The organism is Alcaligenes sp. HNGD-HTN06 (assembly GCF_049932565.1).
Classification (GTDB): Bacteria; Pseudomonadota; Gammaproteobacteria; order Burkholderiales; family Burkholderiaceae_B; genus Alcaligenes; species Alcaligenes ammonioxydans.
In genome coordinates, this window is the sequence record NZ_CP187782.1 from 414,731 (window position 1) to 431,245 (window position 16,515).

A 16,515-nucleotide genomic window follows, 5' to 3' on the forward strand; every position below is an offset into this window, starting at 1 on the left:
ATCAGGCGGTCGGTCACGGCATGTAAAGTCGCGTGATAAGTGTAGAGGCGGTCGACATAGAGGGCCGACGAGTGGGGCGGGATGGGCAGCGACGCTTGGTGCTCTGGGCTTGCAGGGAAATGGGACGGGATAAAAAACGGGGGCAGATTCTTCTGCCCCCGTTTGTGCTACTACGACTGTCCGCCGCTTACAGCACGTAGCGTGCCAGATCCTGGCTAGCTGCGGTTTCCTGCAACTGCTTGTTCACATAATCGGCGTCGATGACCACACTTTGCTCACCGTGGCTGCCAGCGCTGTAGGACAGTTCTTCCAACAGTTTTTCCATGACGGTGTACAAACGACGGGCGCCGATGTTTTCGGTGCGTTCGTTTACATCGAAAGCCAGTTCGGCCAGACGCTGGATGCCGTCTGGGCGGAAGTCCAGTTTTACGTCTTCGGTGCCCAGCAAGGCGGTGTATTGCTTGGTCAGGGACGAATCGGTGGCCGACAGAATCTGCACAAAATCCTGAGCGCTGAGCGATTCCAGTTCCACACGAATAGGGAAGCGGCCTTGCAGTTCGGGAATCAGATCCGAGGGGCGGGACAAATGAAAGGCGCCCGAGGCAATGAACAGGATGTGATCGGTCCGCACCACACCGTATTTGGTGGTGACGGTGGTGCCTTCTACCAGCGGCAGCAGGTCCCGTTGCACGCCCTGGCGGGAGACGTCGCCGCCACTGCCTTGGCTTTCGCCGCGCGCGGTGATCTTGTCGATCTCATCCAGGAATACAATCCCGTTCTGTTCGGCATTGGCTACCGCGGCCGTGCGCAAATCGTCCTCGTTCACACGACGGGCAGCCTCTTCTTCGGTCAGTTGCTTGAAGGCTTCCTTGACCGTCAGCTTGCGGGCTTTGGTCTTTTCCTGGCCTAGGCCGGAGAACATGCCGCGTAATTGCTCGGTCATTTCTTCCATGCCGGGAGGGGCCATGATTTCCATGCGAGGCATGGCCTGGGCCATCTCGATTTCAATCTCGGTATCGTCCAGCTTGCCTTCACGCAGGCGCTTGCGAAACACTTGGCGTGCCGAGTTATCTTCACGCTGCGGTTGGCCGTGGGCATCACGTGAAGGCGGCACCAGCACGTCCAGAATGCGGTCTTCAGCGGCTTCCTCCGCCTGAGTGCGGACACGGCGCATCTCGATCTCGCGGGTTTGTTTGACCGAAATATCCACCAGATCGCGGATGATGGTTTCGACGTCACGGCCCACATAACCCACTTCCGTGAATTTGGTGGCCTCAACCTTGATGAAAGGCGCATTGGCCAGCTTGGCCAGACGGCGGGCGATTTCGGTTTTGCCCACGCCGGTGGGGCCAATCATCAAAATGTTCTTGGGCACGATCTCGCTGCGCAGGGGCTCGGCAACCTGCTGGCGGCGCCAGCGGTTGCGCAGGGCCACGGCCACAGAGCGTTTGGCCTTGCCCTGGCCAACGATATGCTTGTCCAGTTCGGAGACGATTTCTCCGGGAGTCATATTAGGTGTAGACATGGTGGTGTATCCGGCTGTCAGAGTGTTTCGACGATATGGTTCTGGTTGGTGTAGATGCACAGATCACCTGCGATCTCCAACGATTTCTTGACGATGTCGGCAGGTGCCATATCGGTGTTTTGCAGCAAAGCCAGGGCTGCGGATTGCGCATAGGAGCCCCCCGAACCAATGGCAGCCAGGCCATGCTCGGGCTCCAGCACGTCGCCATTGCCGGTCAGCACCAGCGTGTGCTCTTTGTCCGCCACCAGCAGCATGGCTTCCAGACGGCGCAGGACGCGATCGGTACGCCAGTCGCGCGTCAGTTCGACGGCAGCGCGCAACAGGTTGCCCTGATGCTTTTCCAGCTTGGCTTCAAAGCGTTCCTGTAGGGTGAATGCGTCGGCAGTCGCGCCGGCAAAACCGGCCAGGATGCTGTCGTTGTACAAACGGCGGATCTTGCGGGCCGTGCCCTTGATGACAACATTGCCCAGGGTGACCTGACCGTCGCCACCGATGGCGACTTGATCTCCGCGGCGTACACAGACAATGGTAGTGGCGTGAAATTGTTCCATGATTTCCTTCCTTTAAGTTTTCCATCTGGGGGCCGGGTAAAAAATTTCAAGCGCGTGACAGCAGGAAGTTTTTTCAGGGCCTGGCGGGAGTTTGTCTTTGGGCAAGACAGAGGATAAGCGGGACGGAGGGCCAGGCCGTGCATGGCGCACTCAGCACGGTTCGGGCTGTGCCGCTTGTCAGGCTGCCCGCCCGCCGCCAGTTCTGCGTGTCAATCCGCTTTAGCTGCTGCGGGTTCGCCTGGGCCTACGTGTTTCCTGGCCGATTTGCCTGGCGGGGCGCGTGAAACGCAGGGGCAAAAAAAAGCCCGCCAGAATGATCAGGCGGGCTTTTTGTCGGGGCATGAGCGAATCAGCCTATCAGTCCCCAAACATCTTTTGACGCTTCTCGCGACGCTCCTGGGCTTCCAGCGACAGGTTGGCGGTCGGGCGGGCCAGCAAACGGGGCAGGCCGATCGGCTCGCCGGTTTCCTCACACCAGCCGTATTCGCCCGATTCGATCAGGGCGATGGACTGTTGCACTTTCTTGAGCAACTTGCGCTCGCGATCGCGGGTTCGCAGTTCCAGAGCGTGTTCTTCCTCGATCGTGGCACGGTCAGCTGGGTCAGGAACGAACTGGGTTTCACGCAGGTTTTCCGTGGTGGCACCCGCATTGGCCAGAATTTCCTGCTCAAGCTGGCGCAAACGATGCTTGAAAAACTCCAGCTGGGCGGCGTTCATGTAGTCTGACTCAGGCATCGCCAAAAGCTCCTGCTCGGTCAGCAGGGTTGTAGTACTGTCATGTGACTTAGTTGCCATGATGCTTACCTCTTGTTGACGTCTGGGAGCCTGTAACTGTCGTCACGCGCAATCGCTCCGCATTTACTGAATAATTATTAATTCAGACCAGGCAATTCTCCAGGCCCTGGGTGAATATATCTTGGGGCAGCTTGCGGCCAATAAAGACCAGCTTGGTGCCTTTCTTATCTTTGGCCAGCCAGGCATTGCCGGGCTCGGCGCTCATCATCATGTGTACGCCTTGAAAGAGCATACGACGATTGATGCCCTTCAGATACAGAATGCCTTTATAGCGCATCAGATCTGGTCCAAATACCTGAACAATGCCCGACAGGAAATCTTCGAGGCGTTCGGGGTCAAAAGGACGATCCGAACGGAACACGAAGGCTCCGATTTCGTCATTGTGAGCGGCGTGTCCGTGGTGATGATGGTGGTGATCGTGGCCGCAGCCCGGACCGCACTCGCCTTCATCGCCGTGGGCATGATCGTGGTGATGATCATGGTCGTCAGCCGCATCGGGATGCTGCTCTGCCAGGAATTGCGGATCAATGTCCAAAATGGAGTTCAGGTTGAAACCGCTGACTTCCAGCAAATCCTTGATATCGGTTTCACCAAAGTGAACTGGCGTAATGGTGGCCCGCGGATTGATACGGATCAGACGGGCGCGCAGGGCCTCGTACTCGGCATCGTTGACCAGATCTTTTTTGGAGATCAGCAGGCGGTCCGCAAAGCCAACCTGTTTCTGGGCTTCTTCCTGCTGGTCCAGCGTGGCCATGCCATGTTTGGCGTCCACCACGGTGATGACCGCGTCCAGCCGATAGTAGTCGGCAATATCATCGTCCATGAAGAAGGTCTGACAGACCGGGCCGGGGTTGGCCATGCCGGTGGTCTCGATGATGACGCGTTCAAACTTCAGCTCGCCCGCCTCGCGACGCACACGCAAATCGTTCAGGGTGCGCATCAGGTCGCCACGTACCGTGCAGCAGACGCAACCGTTGCTCAGCTCAACGATTTCTTCTTCGGAGTCCTGTACCAACAACTCATTGTCGATGCCTTCCGGTCCGAATTCGTTCTCGATGACGGCAATGCGTCGACCGTGATATTCGCTCAGGATGCGCTTGAGCAGCGTGGTCTTGCCAGCGCCCAAAAAACCAGTCAGCACCGTGACTGGAACCATGTTTTTCAGATCTGATGCCGCGTTCATAAACATGCCTCGCAGTGGCGGGCGAAAGGTACAAGGCACGGCCCTTGCCGCGGCTTCCTGTACCCCCCTGCTCCGCACGAAAACAACGTGCGATTACATCACAGCCTTGCCTGTTGGGCAAACGGTGATCTGTAAAAATTCACAGAGGTTTGCCAATCGATCGAGGAATATATACTGATTGGCGGCAAAATACCATGTTTTAGCGGGCAGATAAGGGTTTTCGCTCGTTTTTAGCCGCGACGCAACGCTGGCACAGGCCGCGCAGCTCGGTTTCGTGGCCCGACAGGGCAAAGCCGGCACCGCGTACGCAGTCAGCCAGCCTTTGGCTCAGGTCCGGTGCGCACAGTTCCACCACGGTGCCACACTGGGTGCAGACAATCAGCAAGTCGTGGGGGTGGCCGCCGGCATCCACACAGGCAGTCCAGGCATTGACGGCATCCAGACGGTGGATCAGGCCTTCCTCTGTCAGAAAGTCCAGGGCGCGGTACACGGTAGGGGGCTTGGCCCCAGGCTGGAACTCGCGAACCAGATCCAGCAGTTCGTAGGCGCGCAAACTGCGCTGGGCCTGAATCAGGATTTCCAGTACCTGACGGCGAATTGAAGTCAGCCGTTTGCCGCGCTCCAGGCAAAGCTGGTCCGCGGTAGCAAGCTGGTCTTCAATGGCGGCGGGCGTAAGAATATGTACAGGCATGGCGCTTGATGGGTTGTTTGTTATGTTATAACATCTTTAGAGAAATTAAATATCCTCATCCAGCCGCATTATCCCTGTTTCATGTCCTGTCCTCAATTTCCCTCGACTTTCCGCAGTCCGGCGCCGCGCCGTTCGCTCTTGCTGGCCTCGGTCGGGCAGCGCGTACTGGGCGCTTTGTGCGTGGCTGCTGCGCTGTGGCTGCTGACGGCCTGGGCCATGGGCGCGTGGTAAGGGCATGAGTTCACATCAGACCTTGATCGAGCTGGATCATGTGGCGCTGGGCTGGAAAGACAAAATTGCTCTGCGTGATATCAGCGGTTGCTTTACCCGAGGCTCCTTGACAGCCATTGTGGGGCCAAACGGGGCGGGCAAGTCCACCTTACTCAAAGGCTTGACCGGGCAGATCAATCCGCTCAAGGGGCGGATTGTTGTCGATAGTGGCTTTTTGAATGAATTGGCCCTGTTGCCGCAGATGGGGGATCTGGACAAGAGCTTTCCCGTGACGGTGCATGACCTGGTTGCCATGGGGGCCTGGAAGCGGGTCGGAGCCTGGGGCGGTTTCCCCAGGGCGGAGCATGAGCGGATTGCCCATGCGCTCGAACAGGTCGGTCTGGCGGACTTCGCCCGGCGTTCCATTGGCACCTTGTCGGGCGGGCAGTTACAGCGTGCCTTGTTTGCGCGCATGATCATGCAGGACGCCCAGATTTTGTTGCTGGACGAACCCTTTGCCGCGGTGGATCGCGCGACATCGGATGAATTGATGAGCTTGATTCTGGATTGGCATCAACAGGGCCGTACGGTCATGGCCGTGCTGCACGACCTGGATATGGTGCGTAGCTGCTTTCCGCAAACGGTGCTGCTTGCCGGACAAGTTGTTGCCTGGGGGGAAACCGAAGCTGTGCTGACGCCGGAGAATCTGCATCTGGCCCGGCATTTGTGCGCGGGGGACTATCTGTGATGGCACTCATTGATGTTCTGTTCGGCCCTTTCATGGACTTTGGCTTCATGAAGCGCGCTCTGGCCGGTTCCTTCGCCCTGGCCGCAGCGGCCGGGCCGTTGGGCGTGTTTCTGGTGCTGCGTCGCATGAGTCTGATGGGCGATGCCATGGCGCATGCCATTTTGCCTGGGGTGGCGGTGGGGTTTCTGACGGCCGGCCTGTCTTTAAGTGCGATGGCCATAGGGGGCATGATTACGGGCCTGGTGGTGGCCTTGCTGGCCGGATTGGTCGCGCGCCTGACTCCACAGCGTGAGGACGCCAGTTTCGCCGCCTTTTATCTGGTGTCTCTGGGGTTGGGGGTGCTGCTGGTGTCGCTGCGCGGCTCCAATATGGATTTGATTCATGTGCTGTTTGGGACGGTACTGGGCCTGGATGATGCGTCCTTGCTGCTGGTCACCAGCAGCACGACGGTCACCTTGGTGATCCTCGCGCTGGTCTTTCGGCCCCTGGTGCTGGAGTGCATGGACCCGATTTTTTTACGCACCCAAGGGGGCCGCGGCTCGCTGGTTCATATGCTGTTTTTGTTCATGCTGGTCATTACCCTGGTGGCCGGCTTTCAGGTTCTGGGGACCTTGATGGTGGTGGGGATCATGATGCTGCCCGCTGCCTCGGCCCGGTTCTGGGTGTATTCCGTGGGCCGGCAAATGCTGGTGGCGGCCTTGCTCGGCATGATCAGCGCGTATCTGGGCTTGCTGTTTTCCTACTACTACAACGTGCCGGCCTCTCCCGCGATCATTCTGGCGGCTGGTGCGTTTTACTTTCTTTCCATCACCTTTGGCCCTCAAGGCGGTTTGCTGCGTGCGTATTCCCAATGGCGCGCGCGGCGTCGGCGCATGGCCTCTCTCTTGGAGCATGATCGATGAAAATGCGAGACATTCATTCAGGCCGCGCCGTACTGGCGCTGGGCTTGCTGGCACTGAGCCTGTCCGTACAGGCGGAACCCTTGCGCGTGGTCAGCAGCTTTTCGATCCTGAACGACATGGTCAAGGAGATTGGCGGCGACAAGGTGATAGCCAGCACGATTGTGCCCGCCAATGGTGACGCCCATGCCTTTGAGCCACGCCCCAGTGACGCCAAGTCTCTGGCCAATGCGCAATTGCTGGTAATTAACGGTCTGGAGTTCGAGACCTGGCTGCCGCGTTTGCAGCAGGCCGCGGGTTATCAGGGCCCGCAGGTCGTGGCTACGGCGGGCATTACGCCCTTGGCGTTTGAGGGCGGTCACGATGACCATGCCGACCACGACCACGACCACGATCATGATCGTGCCAAGGAACCCGCCCACGCCCATGAGGCCGGACATGCTCCACAGGGCGAGAAAGAGCCCGGCACCCATGATGACAGCCATCAGCATGGCAGTCAGGACCCACATGCCTGGCAAAGCCTGGCCTTGGCGCAAATATATGTGCGCAATATCAGCCAGGGGCTGGAGCAAGCGGACCCAGCCAATGCGGACTACTATCAGCGCCGTGCCAAGGATTATGCGCAACGCATTCAGGAACTGGATGATTCCATCAAGGCTCGCCTAGAGGCAGTGCCGGTCGACAAGCGCAAGGTCATTACGTCCCACGATGCCTTCTCCTACATGGGCAAGGCCTACGATATTCGCTTTATTCCTCTGGTGGGCGTCTCCAGCCAGGCGGAGCCCTCGGCGCGGGACATTGCGCAAATTGTTCAGCAGGCTCGTCGTGAACAGATTCAGGCCATTTTCGTGGAAAACACGGTCAGCGCGAAGCTGGTAGAGCAAGTTGCGCGTGAAACCGGGGCGAAAGTGGGCGGGACTTTGTATTCCGACGCCTTGGGGGAGCCCGGCTCCGGCGTGGACACCTACTTGGGCATGATGCGCTCAAACACGGATCAACTGGTCAAGGCCTTGCAGCCCTGATTCACTCCTCCGGCTTGTCACTGGCCCGGTTCTTGCGTTGTGCCCGAGGGTGGGCCTGATCGTAAGCCTGGGCCAGGTGCTGAAAGTCCAGCCGTGTGTAGATCTGGGTGGTAGAGATATTGGTATGACCCAAGAGCTCCTGTACCGCCCGCAAGTCCTGGGCCGATTGCAGCAAATGGCTGGCAAAGCTGTGACGCAGGCTATGGGGATGCACATGGACGGGCAGGCCGCTGGCGCGGGCGTAGTTTTCCAGTTCCTGCTGGACGACACGCGGGTGGATCCGCGCTCCTCGTGCCCCCAGAAACAGCGCGGCATTGGCATCTGCGTTATGGGCCGGCGAGGCCAGAATCGGACGTTTTTTCAGCCACGCCTGCAAGGCCTGGGCGGCCTTCTCGCCAACCGGCAGGCGCCGCGTCTTGCCACCTTTACCACTCACAAGCAGTTCGCGCTCTTGCAGCAATAACCAGCTTTTGGATTGATGCTGGGGGCTTTGGTGATAATGGGTGTCCAGGCTGACCAGTTCGGCCAGGCGCAGTCCGCTGGAATAAAACAGCTCGAACATGGCCTGATTGCGCAAACTGACCGGATCGTCCTGAATAGGTGCGCTGGCGTGGTCCAGCAGTTGCTGGGTCTGGTCTACGGACAGTGCTTTGGGCAGAGGTCGGCCTATCCGGGGAGCCTTCAGGCTGGCGGCAGGATTCAAGGGCCAGCCCAGCGCTTGGGTACGCGACTGATAATAGCCGCGCCAGGCAGCCAGAATGCGGGCCAGACTGCGTGGTGCCATGCCTTGGGCATGCAAGCGGGCCGCGGCCTGCCGTAACTGGCTTTGATTTAGCGTGTCGGGGTCGGTGCCGGGATACTGCGCCAGCAAATGACGTAAGTCGTTCCGGTACGCACTGAGAGTGTGTTCCGAATAGCGTTTTTCCTGCCTGAGTTGATTTAGCCAGTTTTGCATGGCCGGACTGAGCACCGGGTGGGCGACAGATTGCCCGGGCGAGTGGTCCTTGCTAGCGGTGCAGTCTGGTTTTTTCAGGCCTGACATTCGTTTTGATTAATACGGCTGGGTTTGTGTAAACGCTGCAAGGCCGCGCTGCACAGTTCGCCGATGCCTTCCAGAAAGTCGGTGCCCATATCGACGGTAAAGCGAGAGTCCTCGGGGGAACCCAGCACCAGCAGGCCAAACAAGGTATCGGATTCGGGGAATCTCAAGGGCACGATCGCCACTGACTGGGCATCCTGCTGCAGGTCAGCCAGAAAGTCTTGTTCACGCCGGGGACCGCAATAGGGTTTGAGCAAGGTATAGGCCCAACTGACCAAGGGGTCATCGGCCAGTACCTCGTCCGGATTCCAGCAATGCAGGCGCACGACTGGCATCTCGAAGATGCGTTCCAGGCTGCTGCAAATCAGAGCGGGCAAGGCCGCGGGATCAGACTCGGCCAGCATCTGGCAGTTCCATTGATGCAATTGGCGCGAGATTTTTTCATTGCCCCGGGCATTGGCCACCAGCATGGCCAGTTGGCGTTCGGTTTTCTTGCCGCGTTCGCGCAGCAGCATGATCTGGCGCTCGCCCAGGGAAATGGCGCGGCTTTGATGCGGGTGGGGCACCATCAGTTTGGCAAAAACGTCGGCGTGTGCGTCGAAAAAATCAGGGTTGGCTTTCAAAAACTGGGCCACGTCCACGGCGCTAAGGCTGTTGGGGGTATCCATGTCTAGAAGGTTTCCTTTCTGGCTACGGATGCACACAGTGCATCAATATCGACTTGTCCGGTAAAGACGGTTTGGGCCGGGCCGCTCATGCGTAGCGCCTGTCCGTCCCATTCAATGCGTAGACTGCCTCCACGAGTATCAACGACAACCGGGCTTTGGAGCAATCCCCGGCGTATGCCTGCCACCACAGCCGCACAGGCGCCGGTCCCGCAGGCCAGCGTTTCACCCGCACCGCGTTCGTAGACGCGCAGCTTGATATGGTGGGGATCAAGAATTTGCATGAACCCGGCGTTGACCTTGTGGGCAAAACGGGGGTGGGACTCGATAAACGGGCCGACCGTGGCAACGGGAGCCTGCTTGAGGTCATCGACTACTTGCACCGCATGGGGATTGGAGATGGACACCAGCGACAGGGAGACGGGTTCGGCTTGATCGGGCACGGGCAGCAGCCACAGCGTATCCTCGCCCTGAGCTTTCTGTTCCAGCCCGCTTGGGTCAAAAGCAACATCGGCCGGCGTAAATCGGGTGGTGCCCATCATGACCTCCACGCCGCGCTCCGGATCATCATTCAAGCTGATGATGCCGGTGCTAATTTGCGCACGCAAAGGGTTGGCCGACGACAGGCCTTGCTCATGCACGAAGCGGACAAAGCACCGCGCGCCATTGCCGCAATGTTCGACCTCGCCGCCGTCGGCGTTGAAGATCCGGTATCGGAAGTCGGCGCCGGCTTCGGTTGCCGCCTCCACCAGCAAAATCTGATCGGCACCAATCCCGAAATGGCGATCTGCCAGAGCGCGGGCTCGTTCCGGTGTCAGTTCGATGTCCTGCGTCACACCATCCAGCATGACAAAGTCATTGCCCGCACCGTGCATTTTGCTGAAATGCCAGATTGTGGCTGCGGGTTGGGGTGCAGGAGAGCGATGCATGATGGGGCCTAGTAGATGCCGGGTTGCCCTTCAGGGCGGGTTTTGAAGCGTCGATGTACCCAATAATACTGCGGCGGGTCCTCGCGCACATAGTTTTCGATCAGGGCATTCATGCGTTCGGTGGCCTCTTCCAGGCTGCCTTCACCCGGAAAGTCGGCCATGGGTTCCAGCACCTGAATATGGTAGTGGCCGGTTTGTGCGTCCAGTCGCGAAATCACCGGAATGACCAGCGCGTCCTGGTTTCGGGCGATCTGCGCGGTGGACAACAGCGTGGCCGCCGGAACATTGAAAAAGGGCACGAACGCCGCGCCTTTGGTGCCGAAATCCATATCGGGCAGGTAATAAATTGGCTGACCCTTTTGCAGCGCGCGCATCAGGCCGCGAATACCGTCCTTGCGTGAGATCAGCGGCACCGAGGAAAAGCGGCTGCGGCCTTCATACATCAGGCGATCCACATGGGGGTCGCGTTGCGGAGTGTAGAACGCCACCAAGGGTGAAATGGACATGGACAGTCGTGTGCCCGCTGCATCCATCCCCAGGAAATGCGGGACCAGCAGCATGACCTTGCGGCCTTGTTCCAGGGCTTGGGTAATGTGTTCTTCACCCGTCAGGTGCAGGGTGTTCAAAATGGTGCTGGGCAGGCCGAACCAAAGCAGGCCCCGGTCCAGATAGGATTGAGCCAGCAAGCGAAAGTGCTGCTTTTCCCATTCACGACGGGTGCTTTCGGGGGTGTCGGGAAAACACAGGTCCAGATTGGTACGCACAATATGCCGGCGGCGCGAGGCAAAGCGATGTACCAGTCCGCCCAGCACAGTGCCCCAACGCTGGCGCGTGCGTACCGGGACACGGCCAAAATAGGAAAAAACGGATTTGAGCAGCGGGTAAGAATTAAAACTCATGGGGTGGTATCGCCAGGCAAAGGGGGCGCATCGTGAGGAATTTTGTAGCGGTTATAGCCCCACAGGTATTGGGTGGGGAAGCGCCGGATCATGGTTTCCATGGACTGGTTGATCAGGGTAGCCAGTTCTGTCGGGTCCTCGGGCAAGGGCTCGGGCAGACGCAAGGTATGGATATGCCATCCACGACCTTTGGGCAGGCGCTCGGCAGCAGTCACAATCACAGGCACGTTGGATTGGCGTGCCAGCTTGCCCGCCAGCGTCATTGTCAGGGCAGGGCGACCAAAGAATGGCGCCCATACACCATCTCCGCCGCTGGGAACCTGATCGGGCAACATGCCGACCGACTCGCCCCTGCGAAAAGCACGAACAAATTCGCGCACGCCTTTCATGTTGGCGGGGACGGCATGCATTCCTGGTAATTCGCGCGACGCCACCATCAAGGGCTCCAGGAAGGCTTGGCGGGGGGGGCGGAACATGACGGTCAGCGGTCCTAAACCGGCCAGATAGCGCGCAATCATTTCAAAGCAGCCCAAGTGTGGGGTCAGGTAAAGCACACCGCGCCCTTCGGCATGGGTAGTCTGGAGCAGGGTGGGGTCGTCCGCAGTGCAACGGGCCAGGCACTTTTCCGGATACAACCAGACGCGTGGCGTTTCCAGGATCATGGCGCCGGTTTCTCCGGCCGCTTGTCGAAAAAAAGCGGGGGAGTCGTAACCCGCTTGCCGACAGTGGCTTTGCAGACGGCGGCGATAGCGTCCGGGAAAAGCGTAAATCAGGCGTCCGATTCCTTTGCCCAGCCCATGCAGGACGGGTAAAGGCAGACGAGCCATCAGACGTAAAAGTGCCGCGAGCATGGGCCTGGCAATCCTTTAGTGTGAAGTTTTGCTGAAATAAATACGTATTTTCGCTTAAAATGGAATGTATCGCTGAGTTAAACGACAACTTGCGGAGCGATCAGGCAGCAATCTGCCCACTATAAACCGCTAAAGCGTCGCGCCCCGTCTATCGTATCCACATCGCTGGCTTCGAGGTGCAACGCAGTTTGTTCAACCTCGTGCTGATTATCAGCCCTTATCCAAGGAAGCTACGCTGTGAACCACAACGACTTTCTCTTTACGTCCGAATCCGTCTCTGAAGGGCACCCCGACAAGGTTGCCGACCAGATTTCCGACGCCATCCTGGACGCGATTTTCGAGCAGGACCCGCAAGCGCGTGTTGCCGCTGAAACCCTGTGCAATACCGGCCTGGTGGTGCTGGCCGGCGAGATCACGACCCACGCCAACGTGGACTACATCCAGGTAGCCCGTGACACCATCAAGCGCATTGGCTATGACAATGGCGACTACGGCATCGATTACAAATCCTGCGCGGTTCTGGTGGCCTATGACAAGCAATCGCCCGATATCGCCCAGGGCGTGGACCGTAGCCCTGAAGAGCTGCTGAACCAGGGTGCCGGCGACCAGGGCCTGATGTTTGGCTATGCCTGCGACGAAACCCCTGATCTGATGCCTGCTCCGATCTGGTATGCCCACCGTCTGGTGCAACGCCAAAGCGAGCTGCGCAAAGATGGTCGTCTGCCCTGGTTGCGCCCGGATGCCAAGTCCCAGGTTACCTTCCGCTATGTGGACGGCCATCCTGCCGAAGTGGACACCGTGGTGCTGTCCACCCAGCACGCGCCTGAAATGTCCCAGAAGGACATTCACGAAGCGGTCATTGAGCACATCATTCGTCCATGCTTCCCATCGGATCTGTTGACCGAGAAAACCCGCTTCCTGGTGAACCCCACCGGCAAGTTCGTGATTGGTGGTCCTCAAGGCGATTGCGGTCTGACTGGCCGCAAGATCATTGTGGACACCTACGGCGGTGCCTGCCCGCACGGTGGCGGTGCCTTCTCCGGCAAGGACCCCTCCAAGGTGGACCGTTCCGCGGCCTACGCGGCGCGTTACGTGGCCAAGAATATTGTGGCCGCCGGTCTGGCGCGTCAGTGCCAGGTGCAGTTGAGCTACGCCATTGGCGTGGCCGAGCCAATCAACATCACCATTTACACCGAAGGCACGGGTGTGATTCCGGATACCGAAATCGCCAAGCTGGTGCGCCAGCATTTTGACCTGCGCCCACGCGGCATTATTGACATGCTGGATCTGCAGCGTCCCATCTACTCCAAGACAGCCGCCTATGGTCACTTCGGCCGCAGCGAGCCTGAGTTCAGCTGGGAGGCCACGGACAAGGCGCAGATTTTGCGTCAGGCCATCTAAGCCTTTTGGGCGAACAGGCAAAGGCCGCATGAGCGGCGCTTTGCAGACGTAGTATCGCGTTGTGGGTTCCCGATCCGGGTGCCCGCAACGTGGGATGAGGCGGGCCAGACTCGGACTCAGACAAAGAAATGATGTTTTTTACCAGTGAGGCTGTCTTCCCAAGAGGAGCCAAACAGGTACAATCACCAACAGTAAATTGCCATCCTCGAGGGGCGTTGCGACAAGACACTGATCTTGCCAGGCTCGGGGTATGGATAGGTGGTATCCACCTTGGAGAACGACGCTCACCACGACCCGCATGGCGGGCTGCTGGTGAGATTCATTTGCTCTCCGTGCAGTCCGCGTGCCGTATAACGGAGCCCGACTGTGACTTTTACCGATTACAAAATTGCCGATATTTCCTTGGCTGAATGGGGCCGCCGCGAGCTGACCATTGCCGAGACCGAAATGCCTGGCCTGATGGCCACCCGCGAGGAATTTGCCGCCTCGCAGCCCCTGAAGGGCGCACGCATTGCCGGCAGTTTGCACATGACCATTCAAACCGGGGTGCTGATTGAAACCCTGACGGCTCTGGGCGCTGAAGTGCGCTGGGCCTCGTGCAATATCTTTTCCACGCAAGATCACGCTGCTGCGGCCATTGCCGCCTCCGGTGTGCCCGTGTTCGCCGTCAAGGGTGAAACCTTGGAAGAGTACTGGCAGTACGCCCACGACATTTTTGACTGGCCCGGCGAACAGGCCAACATGATTCTGGACGATGGTGGCGACGCCACCCTGTTGCTGCATCTGGGCGCCCGTGCTGAAAAAGATCTGTCCGTTCTGGACAATCCCGGCAGCGAAGAAGAGCGCGTCATGTTCGCCTCCATCCGCGCCCGTCTGCAAAACGACAAAACCTGGTATTCCACCCGCCTGGCCCAAATCAAGGGTGTGACTGAAGAGACCACCACAGGCGTGCACCGTCTGTACCAGATGGCCAAGAAAGGTGAGCTGGCTTTCCCTGCCATCAACGTGAACGACTCGGTGACCAAGTCCAAGTTCGACAACCTGTATGGCTGCCGCGAGTCCCTGGTGGACGGCATCAAGCGTGCCACGGACGTGATGGTTGCCGGCAAGATCGCGGTGGTGTGTGGCTTTGGCGACGTGGGCAAAGGGTGTGCGCAAGCGTTGGCTGCCTTGCGCGCCCAGGTTTGGGTCACCGAAGTGGACCCCATCTGCGCCCTGCAGGCCTCGATGGAAGGCTACCGCGTGGTAACCATGGAAGAAGCTGCCGACAAAGCAGACATCTTCGTGACCGCGACAGGCAACTACCATGTCATCGACCGCTCGCACATGGAACGCATGAAAGATCAGGCCATCGTGTGCAATATCGGTCACTTTGACAATGAAATTGATGTGGCCTCGGTGGAAGACCTGGAGTGGGAAGAGATCAAGCCCCAAGTCGATCACATTATTTTCCCCGACGGCAAGCGCATCATCCTGTTGGCCAAAGGTCGTTTGGTGAACCTGGGCTGCGCAACTGGGCACCCCTCGTTTGTGATGTCGGCGTCGTTCACGAACCAGACCATTGCACAAATTGAATTGTTCACCCGTGGCGAGCACTACGAAGCAGGTAAAGTATATGTACTGCCCAAGCACCTGGACGAGAAAGTAGCTCGCTTGCACCTGAAGAAACTGGGTGTGAACCTGACTACCTTGTCCCAGGCGCAGGCAGATTACATCAACGTGCCTGTGCAAGGGCCCTTTAAGGCTGAGCACTACCGCTACTAAAACACACCGGCGTCTTCGGACGCCTGTTCTTGGAGCCCTATCATGACTTTGCTACTTGTCTGGATCCTGAATGCTGTTGCTTTGCTGGTTGTTGCCTACATCCTGCCCGGTATTACCGTGGCCTCGTTTGGCTCAGCCCTGATTGCGGCGCTGGTATTGGGCTTGCTCAATACGTTGGTCAAACCTTTGCTGATTGTGCTGACCTTGCCCATTACCATTGTGACCTTGGGTTTGTTCCTTCTGGTACTGAATGCCTTGGTGTTCTGGTTTGCCGGTTCCATTCTCAAAGGGTTTCAGGTTGAAGGATTCTGGTGGGCGGTGATTGGGGCGATCGTCTACAGCCTGGTTTCCGGGCTGCTGTCGGGATTGTTAATTAAATGAGCAAGAAGCAAACCTTGAGCCTGGAGTTTTTCCCGCCGCGCGATAGCGCGGCGCAGGAAAAACTGGTGCGCACTGCCAAGACCCTGATGGGCTTGAATCCGGCCTATGTCAGCATGACGTTTGGAGCCGGTGGCTCCACACGTGCTGGTACGGTCGATGCGGTGGCATTGCTGCAAAACCTGGGCTTGGATGTGGCACCGCACCTGTCGTGCATCGGTACGGCTCCGGCCCAGTTGGGCGAGATGCTCGATACCTACCGCGATCAGGGCATACGCCGTATTGTTGCCTTGCGCGGCGACTTGCCCTCGGGCATGGGCGGTGACACGGGTGAGCTGCGCTATGCCAGTGATCTGGTGTCCTTCATTCGAGAGCACTATGGCGAACACTTTCACATCGAAGTGGCTGCCTACCCTGAAATGCATCCTCAGGCCACCAGCCTTGAGGAAGACCTGGGTCACTTTGTGAACAAGGTCAAGGCCGGGGCGCATGGCGCGATCACCCAGTACTTCTTCAACCCGGATGCCTACTTCAGTTTTGTGGAGCGGGCCCAGGCTCAAGGTGTCACCATTCCGATCACGCCGGGCATCATGCCCATTACCAACTCGTCTCAGTTGCTGCGTTTTTCGACCATGTGCGGTGCGGAAGTGCCACGCTGGATTCGTTTGCGACTGGCCGATTTTGGTGATGATCGGGCATCGATTCGCGCTTTCGGGATCGATGTGGTGACGCGCTTGTGTCAGGATCTGCTCGATGGCGGGGCGCCGGGTATACACATGTACACCCTGAACGGGGCCGATGCCAGCATGGCTATCTTGCCGAATCTGACTTGGCGTTAAGTTCTCCAGCATCAAAAAAAACCCGCCAGATGGATTTGGCGGGTTTTTTCATGACCCGGCTCAATGGCTCACACCGAGCGTTGCGTCATACGATGCGCGGCGCGGGGGGGCCGGCAAAGCCGGGTT

General features: G+C 58.6%; 18 protein-coding genes and 1 riboswitch. Of the genes, 8 read left to right on the forward strand and 10 right to left on the reverse strand.

Annotation, left to right across the window (positions count from 1 at the left end; genetic code table 11):
- Nucleotides 1–187: 187 nt before the first annotated feature.
- From hslU to ACOZ42_RS01900, 5 genes are all read right to left on the reverse strand, one after another.
- Nucleotides 188–1,525 carry an ATP-dependent protease ATPase subunit HslU gene (gene hslU / locus ACOZ42_RS01880; RefSeq protein WP_059318504.1) on the reverse strand — a complete coding sequence of 446 codons (1,338 nt, stop codon included), beginning with the start codon at nt 1,523–1,525 and terminating at the stop codon, nt 188–190.
- Nucleotides 1,526–1,542: 17 nt separating this feature from the next.
- A complete protein-coding gene (gene hslV / locus ACOZ42_RS01885; RefSeq protein ID WP_003804273.1) occupies nt 1,543–2,076 on the reverse strand; it encodes an ATP-dependent protease subunit HslV in 534 nt (177 codons plus the stop codon).
- A gap of 357 nt (nt 2,077–2,433) precedes the next feature.
- Nucleotides 2,434–2,871, reverse strand: a complete 438-nt coding sequence (gene dksA, locus ACOZ42_RS01890) for an RNA polymerase-binding protein DksA (protein WP_039943815.1) — start codon at nt 2,869–2,871, stop codon at nt 2,434–2,436.
- An 82-nt stretch (nt 2,872–2,953) separates the two neighbouring features.
- Entirely contained in the window at nt 2,954–4,054 is a 1,101-nt protein-coding gene (locus ACOZ42_RS01895) for a CobW family GTP-binding protein (RefSeq protein ID WP_003804269.1), read from the reverse strand.
- 199 nt (nt 4,055–4,253) lie between these two features.
- Entirely contained in the window at nt 4,254–4,745 is a 492-nt protein-coding gene (locus ACOZ42_RS01900; RefSeq protein WP_003804266.1) for a Fur family transcriptional regulator, read from the reverse strand.
- An 81-nt stretch (nt 4,746–4,826) separates the two neighbouring features.
- On the opposite strand from ACOZ42_RS01900, the gene ACOZ42_RS01905 reads away from it, so the two are divergent.
- The 4 genes from ACOZ42_RS01905 to ACOZ42_RS01920 are packed head-to-tail and all read left to right on the forward strand — an operon-like array spanning nt 4,827 to nt 7,624.
- Nucleotides 4,827–4,976, forward strand: a complete 150-nt coding sequence (locus tag ACOZ42_RS01905) for a hypothetical protein (protein WP_165477534.1) — start codon at nt 4,827–4,829, stop codon at nt 4,974–4,976.
- Between the two features lie 4 nt (nt 4,977–4,980).
- Nucleotides 4,981–5,703, forward strand: coding sequence for a metal ABC transporter ATP-binding protein (locus ACOZ42_RS01910; protein ID WP_059318505.1), 723 nt, complete (start codon nt 4,981–4,983; stop codon nt 5,701–5,703).
- Complete coding sequence (locus tag ACOZ42_RS01915; RefSeq protein ID WP_059318506.1) at nt 5,703–6,605, forward strand: metal ABC transporter permease; 903 nt, start codon at nt 5,703–5,705, stop codon at nt 6,603–6,605. The genes ACOZ42_RS01910 and ACOZ42_RS01915 overlap by 1 nt, the downstream gene beginning before the upstream one ends.
- Complete coding sequence (locus ACOZ42_RS01920) at nt 6,602–7,624, forward strand: metal ABC transporter substrate-binding protein (RefSeq protein ID WP_426345483.1); 1,023 nt, start codon at nt 6,602–6,604, stop codon at nt 7,622–7,624. Before ACOZ42_RS01915 ends, ACOZ42_RS01920 begins: the two co-directional genes overlap by 4 nt.
- Nucleotide 7,625: 1 nt before the next feature.
- Here the strand turns inward: ACOZ42_RS01920 and ACOZ42_RS01925 are convergent, their stop codons facing one another.
- From ACOZ42_RS01925 to ACOZ42_RS01945, 5 genes are all read right to left on the reverse strand, one after another.
- Nucleotides 7,626–8,579: a tyrosine recombinase XerC gene (locus tag ACOZ42_RS01925; RefSeq protein WP_426345484.1), complete on the reverse strand. Its 954-nt coding sequence runs from the start codon at nt 8,577–8,579 to the stop codon at nt 7,626–7,628.
- Between the two features lie 74 nt (nt 8,580–8,653).
- Nucleotides 8,654–9,331 carry a DUF484 family protein gene (locus ACOZ42_RS01930; protein WP_426345485.1) on the reverse strand — a complete coding sequence of 226 codons (678 nt, stop codon included), beginning with the start codon at nt 9,329–9,331 and terminating at the stop codon, nt 8,654–8,656.
- A gap of 2 nt (nt 9,332–9,333) precedes the next feature.
- Nucleotides 9,334–10,257 carry a diaminopimelate epimerase gene (gene dapF, locus ACOZ42_RS01935; protein WP_426345486.1) on the reverse strand — a complete coding sequence of 308 codons (924 nt, stop codon included), beginning with the start codon at nt 10,255–10,257 and terminating at the stop codon, nt 9,334–9,336.
- Nucleotides 10,258–10,265: 8 nt separating this feature from the next.
- Nucleotides 10,266–11,156: a lysophospholipid acyltransferase family protein gene (locus tag ACOZ42_RS01940; RefSeq protein ID WP_003804253.1), complete on the reverse strand. Its 891-nt coding sequence runs from the start codon at nt 11,154–11,156 to the stop codon at nt 10,266–10,268.
- Nucleotides 11,153–12,007 (reverse strand): lysophospholipid acyltransferase family protein, encoded by an 855-nt coding sequence (locus tag ACOZ42_RS01945; RefSeq protein WP_059318510.1) that lies wholly within the window; start codon nt 12,005–12,007, stop codon nt 11,153–11,155. Before ACOZ42_RS01945 ends, ACOZ42_RS01940 begins: the two co-directional genes overlap by 4 nt.
- 237 nt (nt 12,008–12,244) lie before the next feature.
- Here ACOZ42_RS01945 and metK point away from each other — a divergent pair, with 237 nt between their 5' ends.
- From metK to metF, 4 genes are all read left to right on the forward strand, one after another.
- Entirely contained in the window at nt 12,245–13,408 is a 1,164-nt protein-coding gene (gene metK / locus ACOZ42_RS01950; protein WP_003804249.1) for a methionine adenosyltransferase, read from the forward strand.
- 201 nt (nt 13,409–13,609) lie between these two features.
- A riboswitch (S-adenosyl-L-homocysteine riboswitch) is annotated at nt 13,610–13,701 on the forward strand.
- A gap of 73 nt (nt 13,702–13,774) precedes the next feature.
- Nucleotides 13,775–15,172 carry an adenosylhomocysteinase gene (gene ahcY / locus ACOZ42_RS01955; RefSeq protein ID WP_003804247.1) on the forward strand — a complete coding sequence of 466 codons (1,398 nt, stop codon included), beginning with the start codon at nt 13,775–13,777 and terminating at the stop codon, nt 15,170–15,172.
- A 42-nt stretch (nt 15,173–15,214) separates the two neighbouring features.
- On the forward strand, nt 15,215–15,553 hold the full coding sequence (locus ACOZ42_RS01960; protein ID WP_003804245.1) for a phage holin family protein: 339 nt from the start codon (nt 15,215–15,217) through the stop codon (nt 15,551–15,553).
- Nucleotides 15,550–16,389 carry a methylenetetrahydrofolate reductase [NAD(P)H] gene (metF, locus tag ACOZ42_RS01965; RefSeq protein WP_003804242.1) on the forward strand — a complete coding sequence of 280 codons (840 nt, stop codon included), beginning with the start codon at nt 15,550–15,552 and terminating at the stop codon, nt 16,387–16,389. Before ACOZ42_RS01960 ends, metF begins: the two co-directional genes overlap by 4 nt.
- Nucleotides 16,390–16,515 lie beyond the last annotated feature (126 nt).

What these genes read in the sequence shown, in the direction of transcription:
- dapF (WP_426345486.1), bottom strand. Translation starts at nt 10,257, where the DNA reads ATGCATCGCTCTCCTGCACCCCAACCCGCAGCCACAATCTGGCATTTC.
- ACOZ42_RS01910 (WP_059318505.1), top strand. Translation starts at nt 4,981, where the DNA reads ATGAGTTCACATCAGACCTTGATCGAGCTGGATCATGTGGCGCTGGGC.
- ACOZ42_RS01905 (WP_165477534.1), top strand. Translation starts at nt 4,827, where the DNA reads ATGTCCTGTCCTCAATTTCCCTCGACTTTCCGCAGTCCGGCGCCGCGC.
- ACOZ42_RS01960 (WP_003804245.1), top strand. Translation starts at nt 15,215, where the DNA reads ATGACTTTGCTACTTGTCTGGATCCTGAATGCTGTTGCTTTGCTGGTT.
- ACOZ42_RS01920 (WP_426345483.1), top strand. Translation starts at nt 6,602, where the DNA reads ATGAAAATGCGAGACATTCATTCAGGCCGCGCCGTACTGGCGCTGGGC.
- ACOZ42_RS01895 (WP_003804269.1), bottom strand. Translation starts at nt 4,054, where the DNA reads ATGAACGCGGCATCAGATCTGAAAAACATGGTTCCAGTCACGGTGCTG.
- ACOZ42_RS01925 (WP_426345484.1), bottom strand. Translation starts at nt 8,579, where the DNA reads ATGCAAAACTGGCTAAATCAACTCAGGCAGGAAAAACGCTATTCGGAA.
- metF (WP_003804242.1), top strand. Translation starts at nt 15,550, where the DNA reads ATGAGCAAGAAGCAAACCTTGAGCCTGGAGTTTTTCCCGCCGCGCGAT.
- ACOZ42_RS01930 (WP_426345485.1), bottom strand. Translation starts at nt 9,331, where the DNA reads ATGGATACCCCCAACAGCCTTAGCGCCGTGGACGTGGCCCAGTTTTTG.
- ACOZ42_RS01915 (WP_059318506.1), top strand. Translation starts at nt 5,703, where the DNA reads ATGGCACTCATTGATGTTCTGTTCGGCCCTTTCATGGACTTTGGCTTC.
- dksA (WP_039943815.1), bottom strand. Translation starts at nt 2,871, where the DNA reads ATGGCAACTAAGTCACATGACAGTACTACAACCCTGCTGACCGAGCAG.
- ACOZ42_RS01900 (WP_003804266.1), bottom strand. Translation starts at nt 4,745, where the DNA reads ATGCCTGTACATATTCTTACGCCCGCCGCCATTGAAGACCAGCTTGCT.
- hslV (WP_003804273.1), bottom strand. Translation starts at nt 2,076, where the DNA reads ATGGAACAATTTCACGCCACTACCATTGTCTGTGTACGCCGCGGAGAT.
- ACOZ42_RS01945 (WP_059318510.1), bottom strand. Translation starts at nt 12,007, where the DNA reads ATGCTCGCGGCACTTTTACGTCTGATGGCTCGTCTGCCTTTACCCGTC.
- hslU (WP_059318504.1), bottom strand. Translation starts at nt 1,525, where the DNA reads ATGTCTACACCTAATATGACTCCCGGAGAAATCGTCTCCGAACTGGAC.
- ACOZ42_RS01940 (WP_003804253.1), bottom strand. Translation starts at nt 11,156, where the DNA reads ATGAGTTTTAATTCTTACCCGCTGCTCAAATCCGTTTTTTCCTATTTT.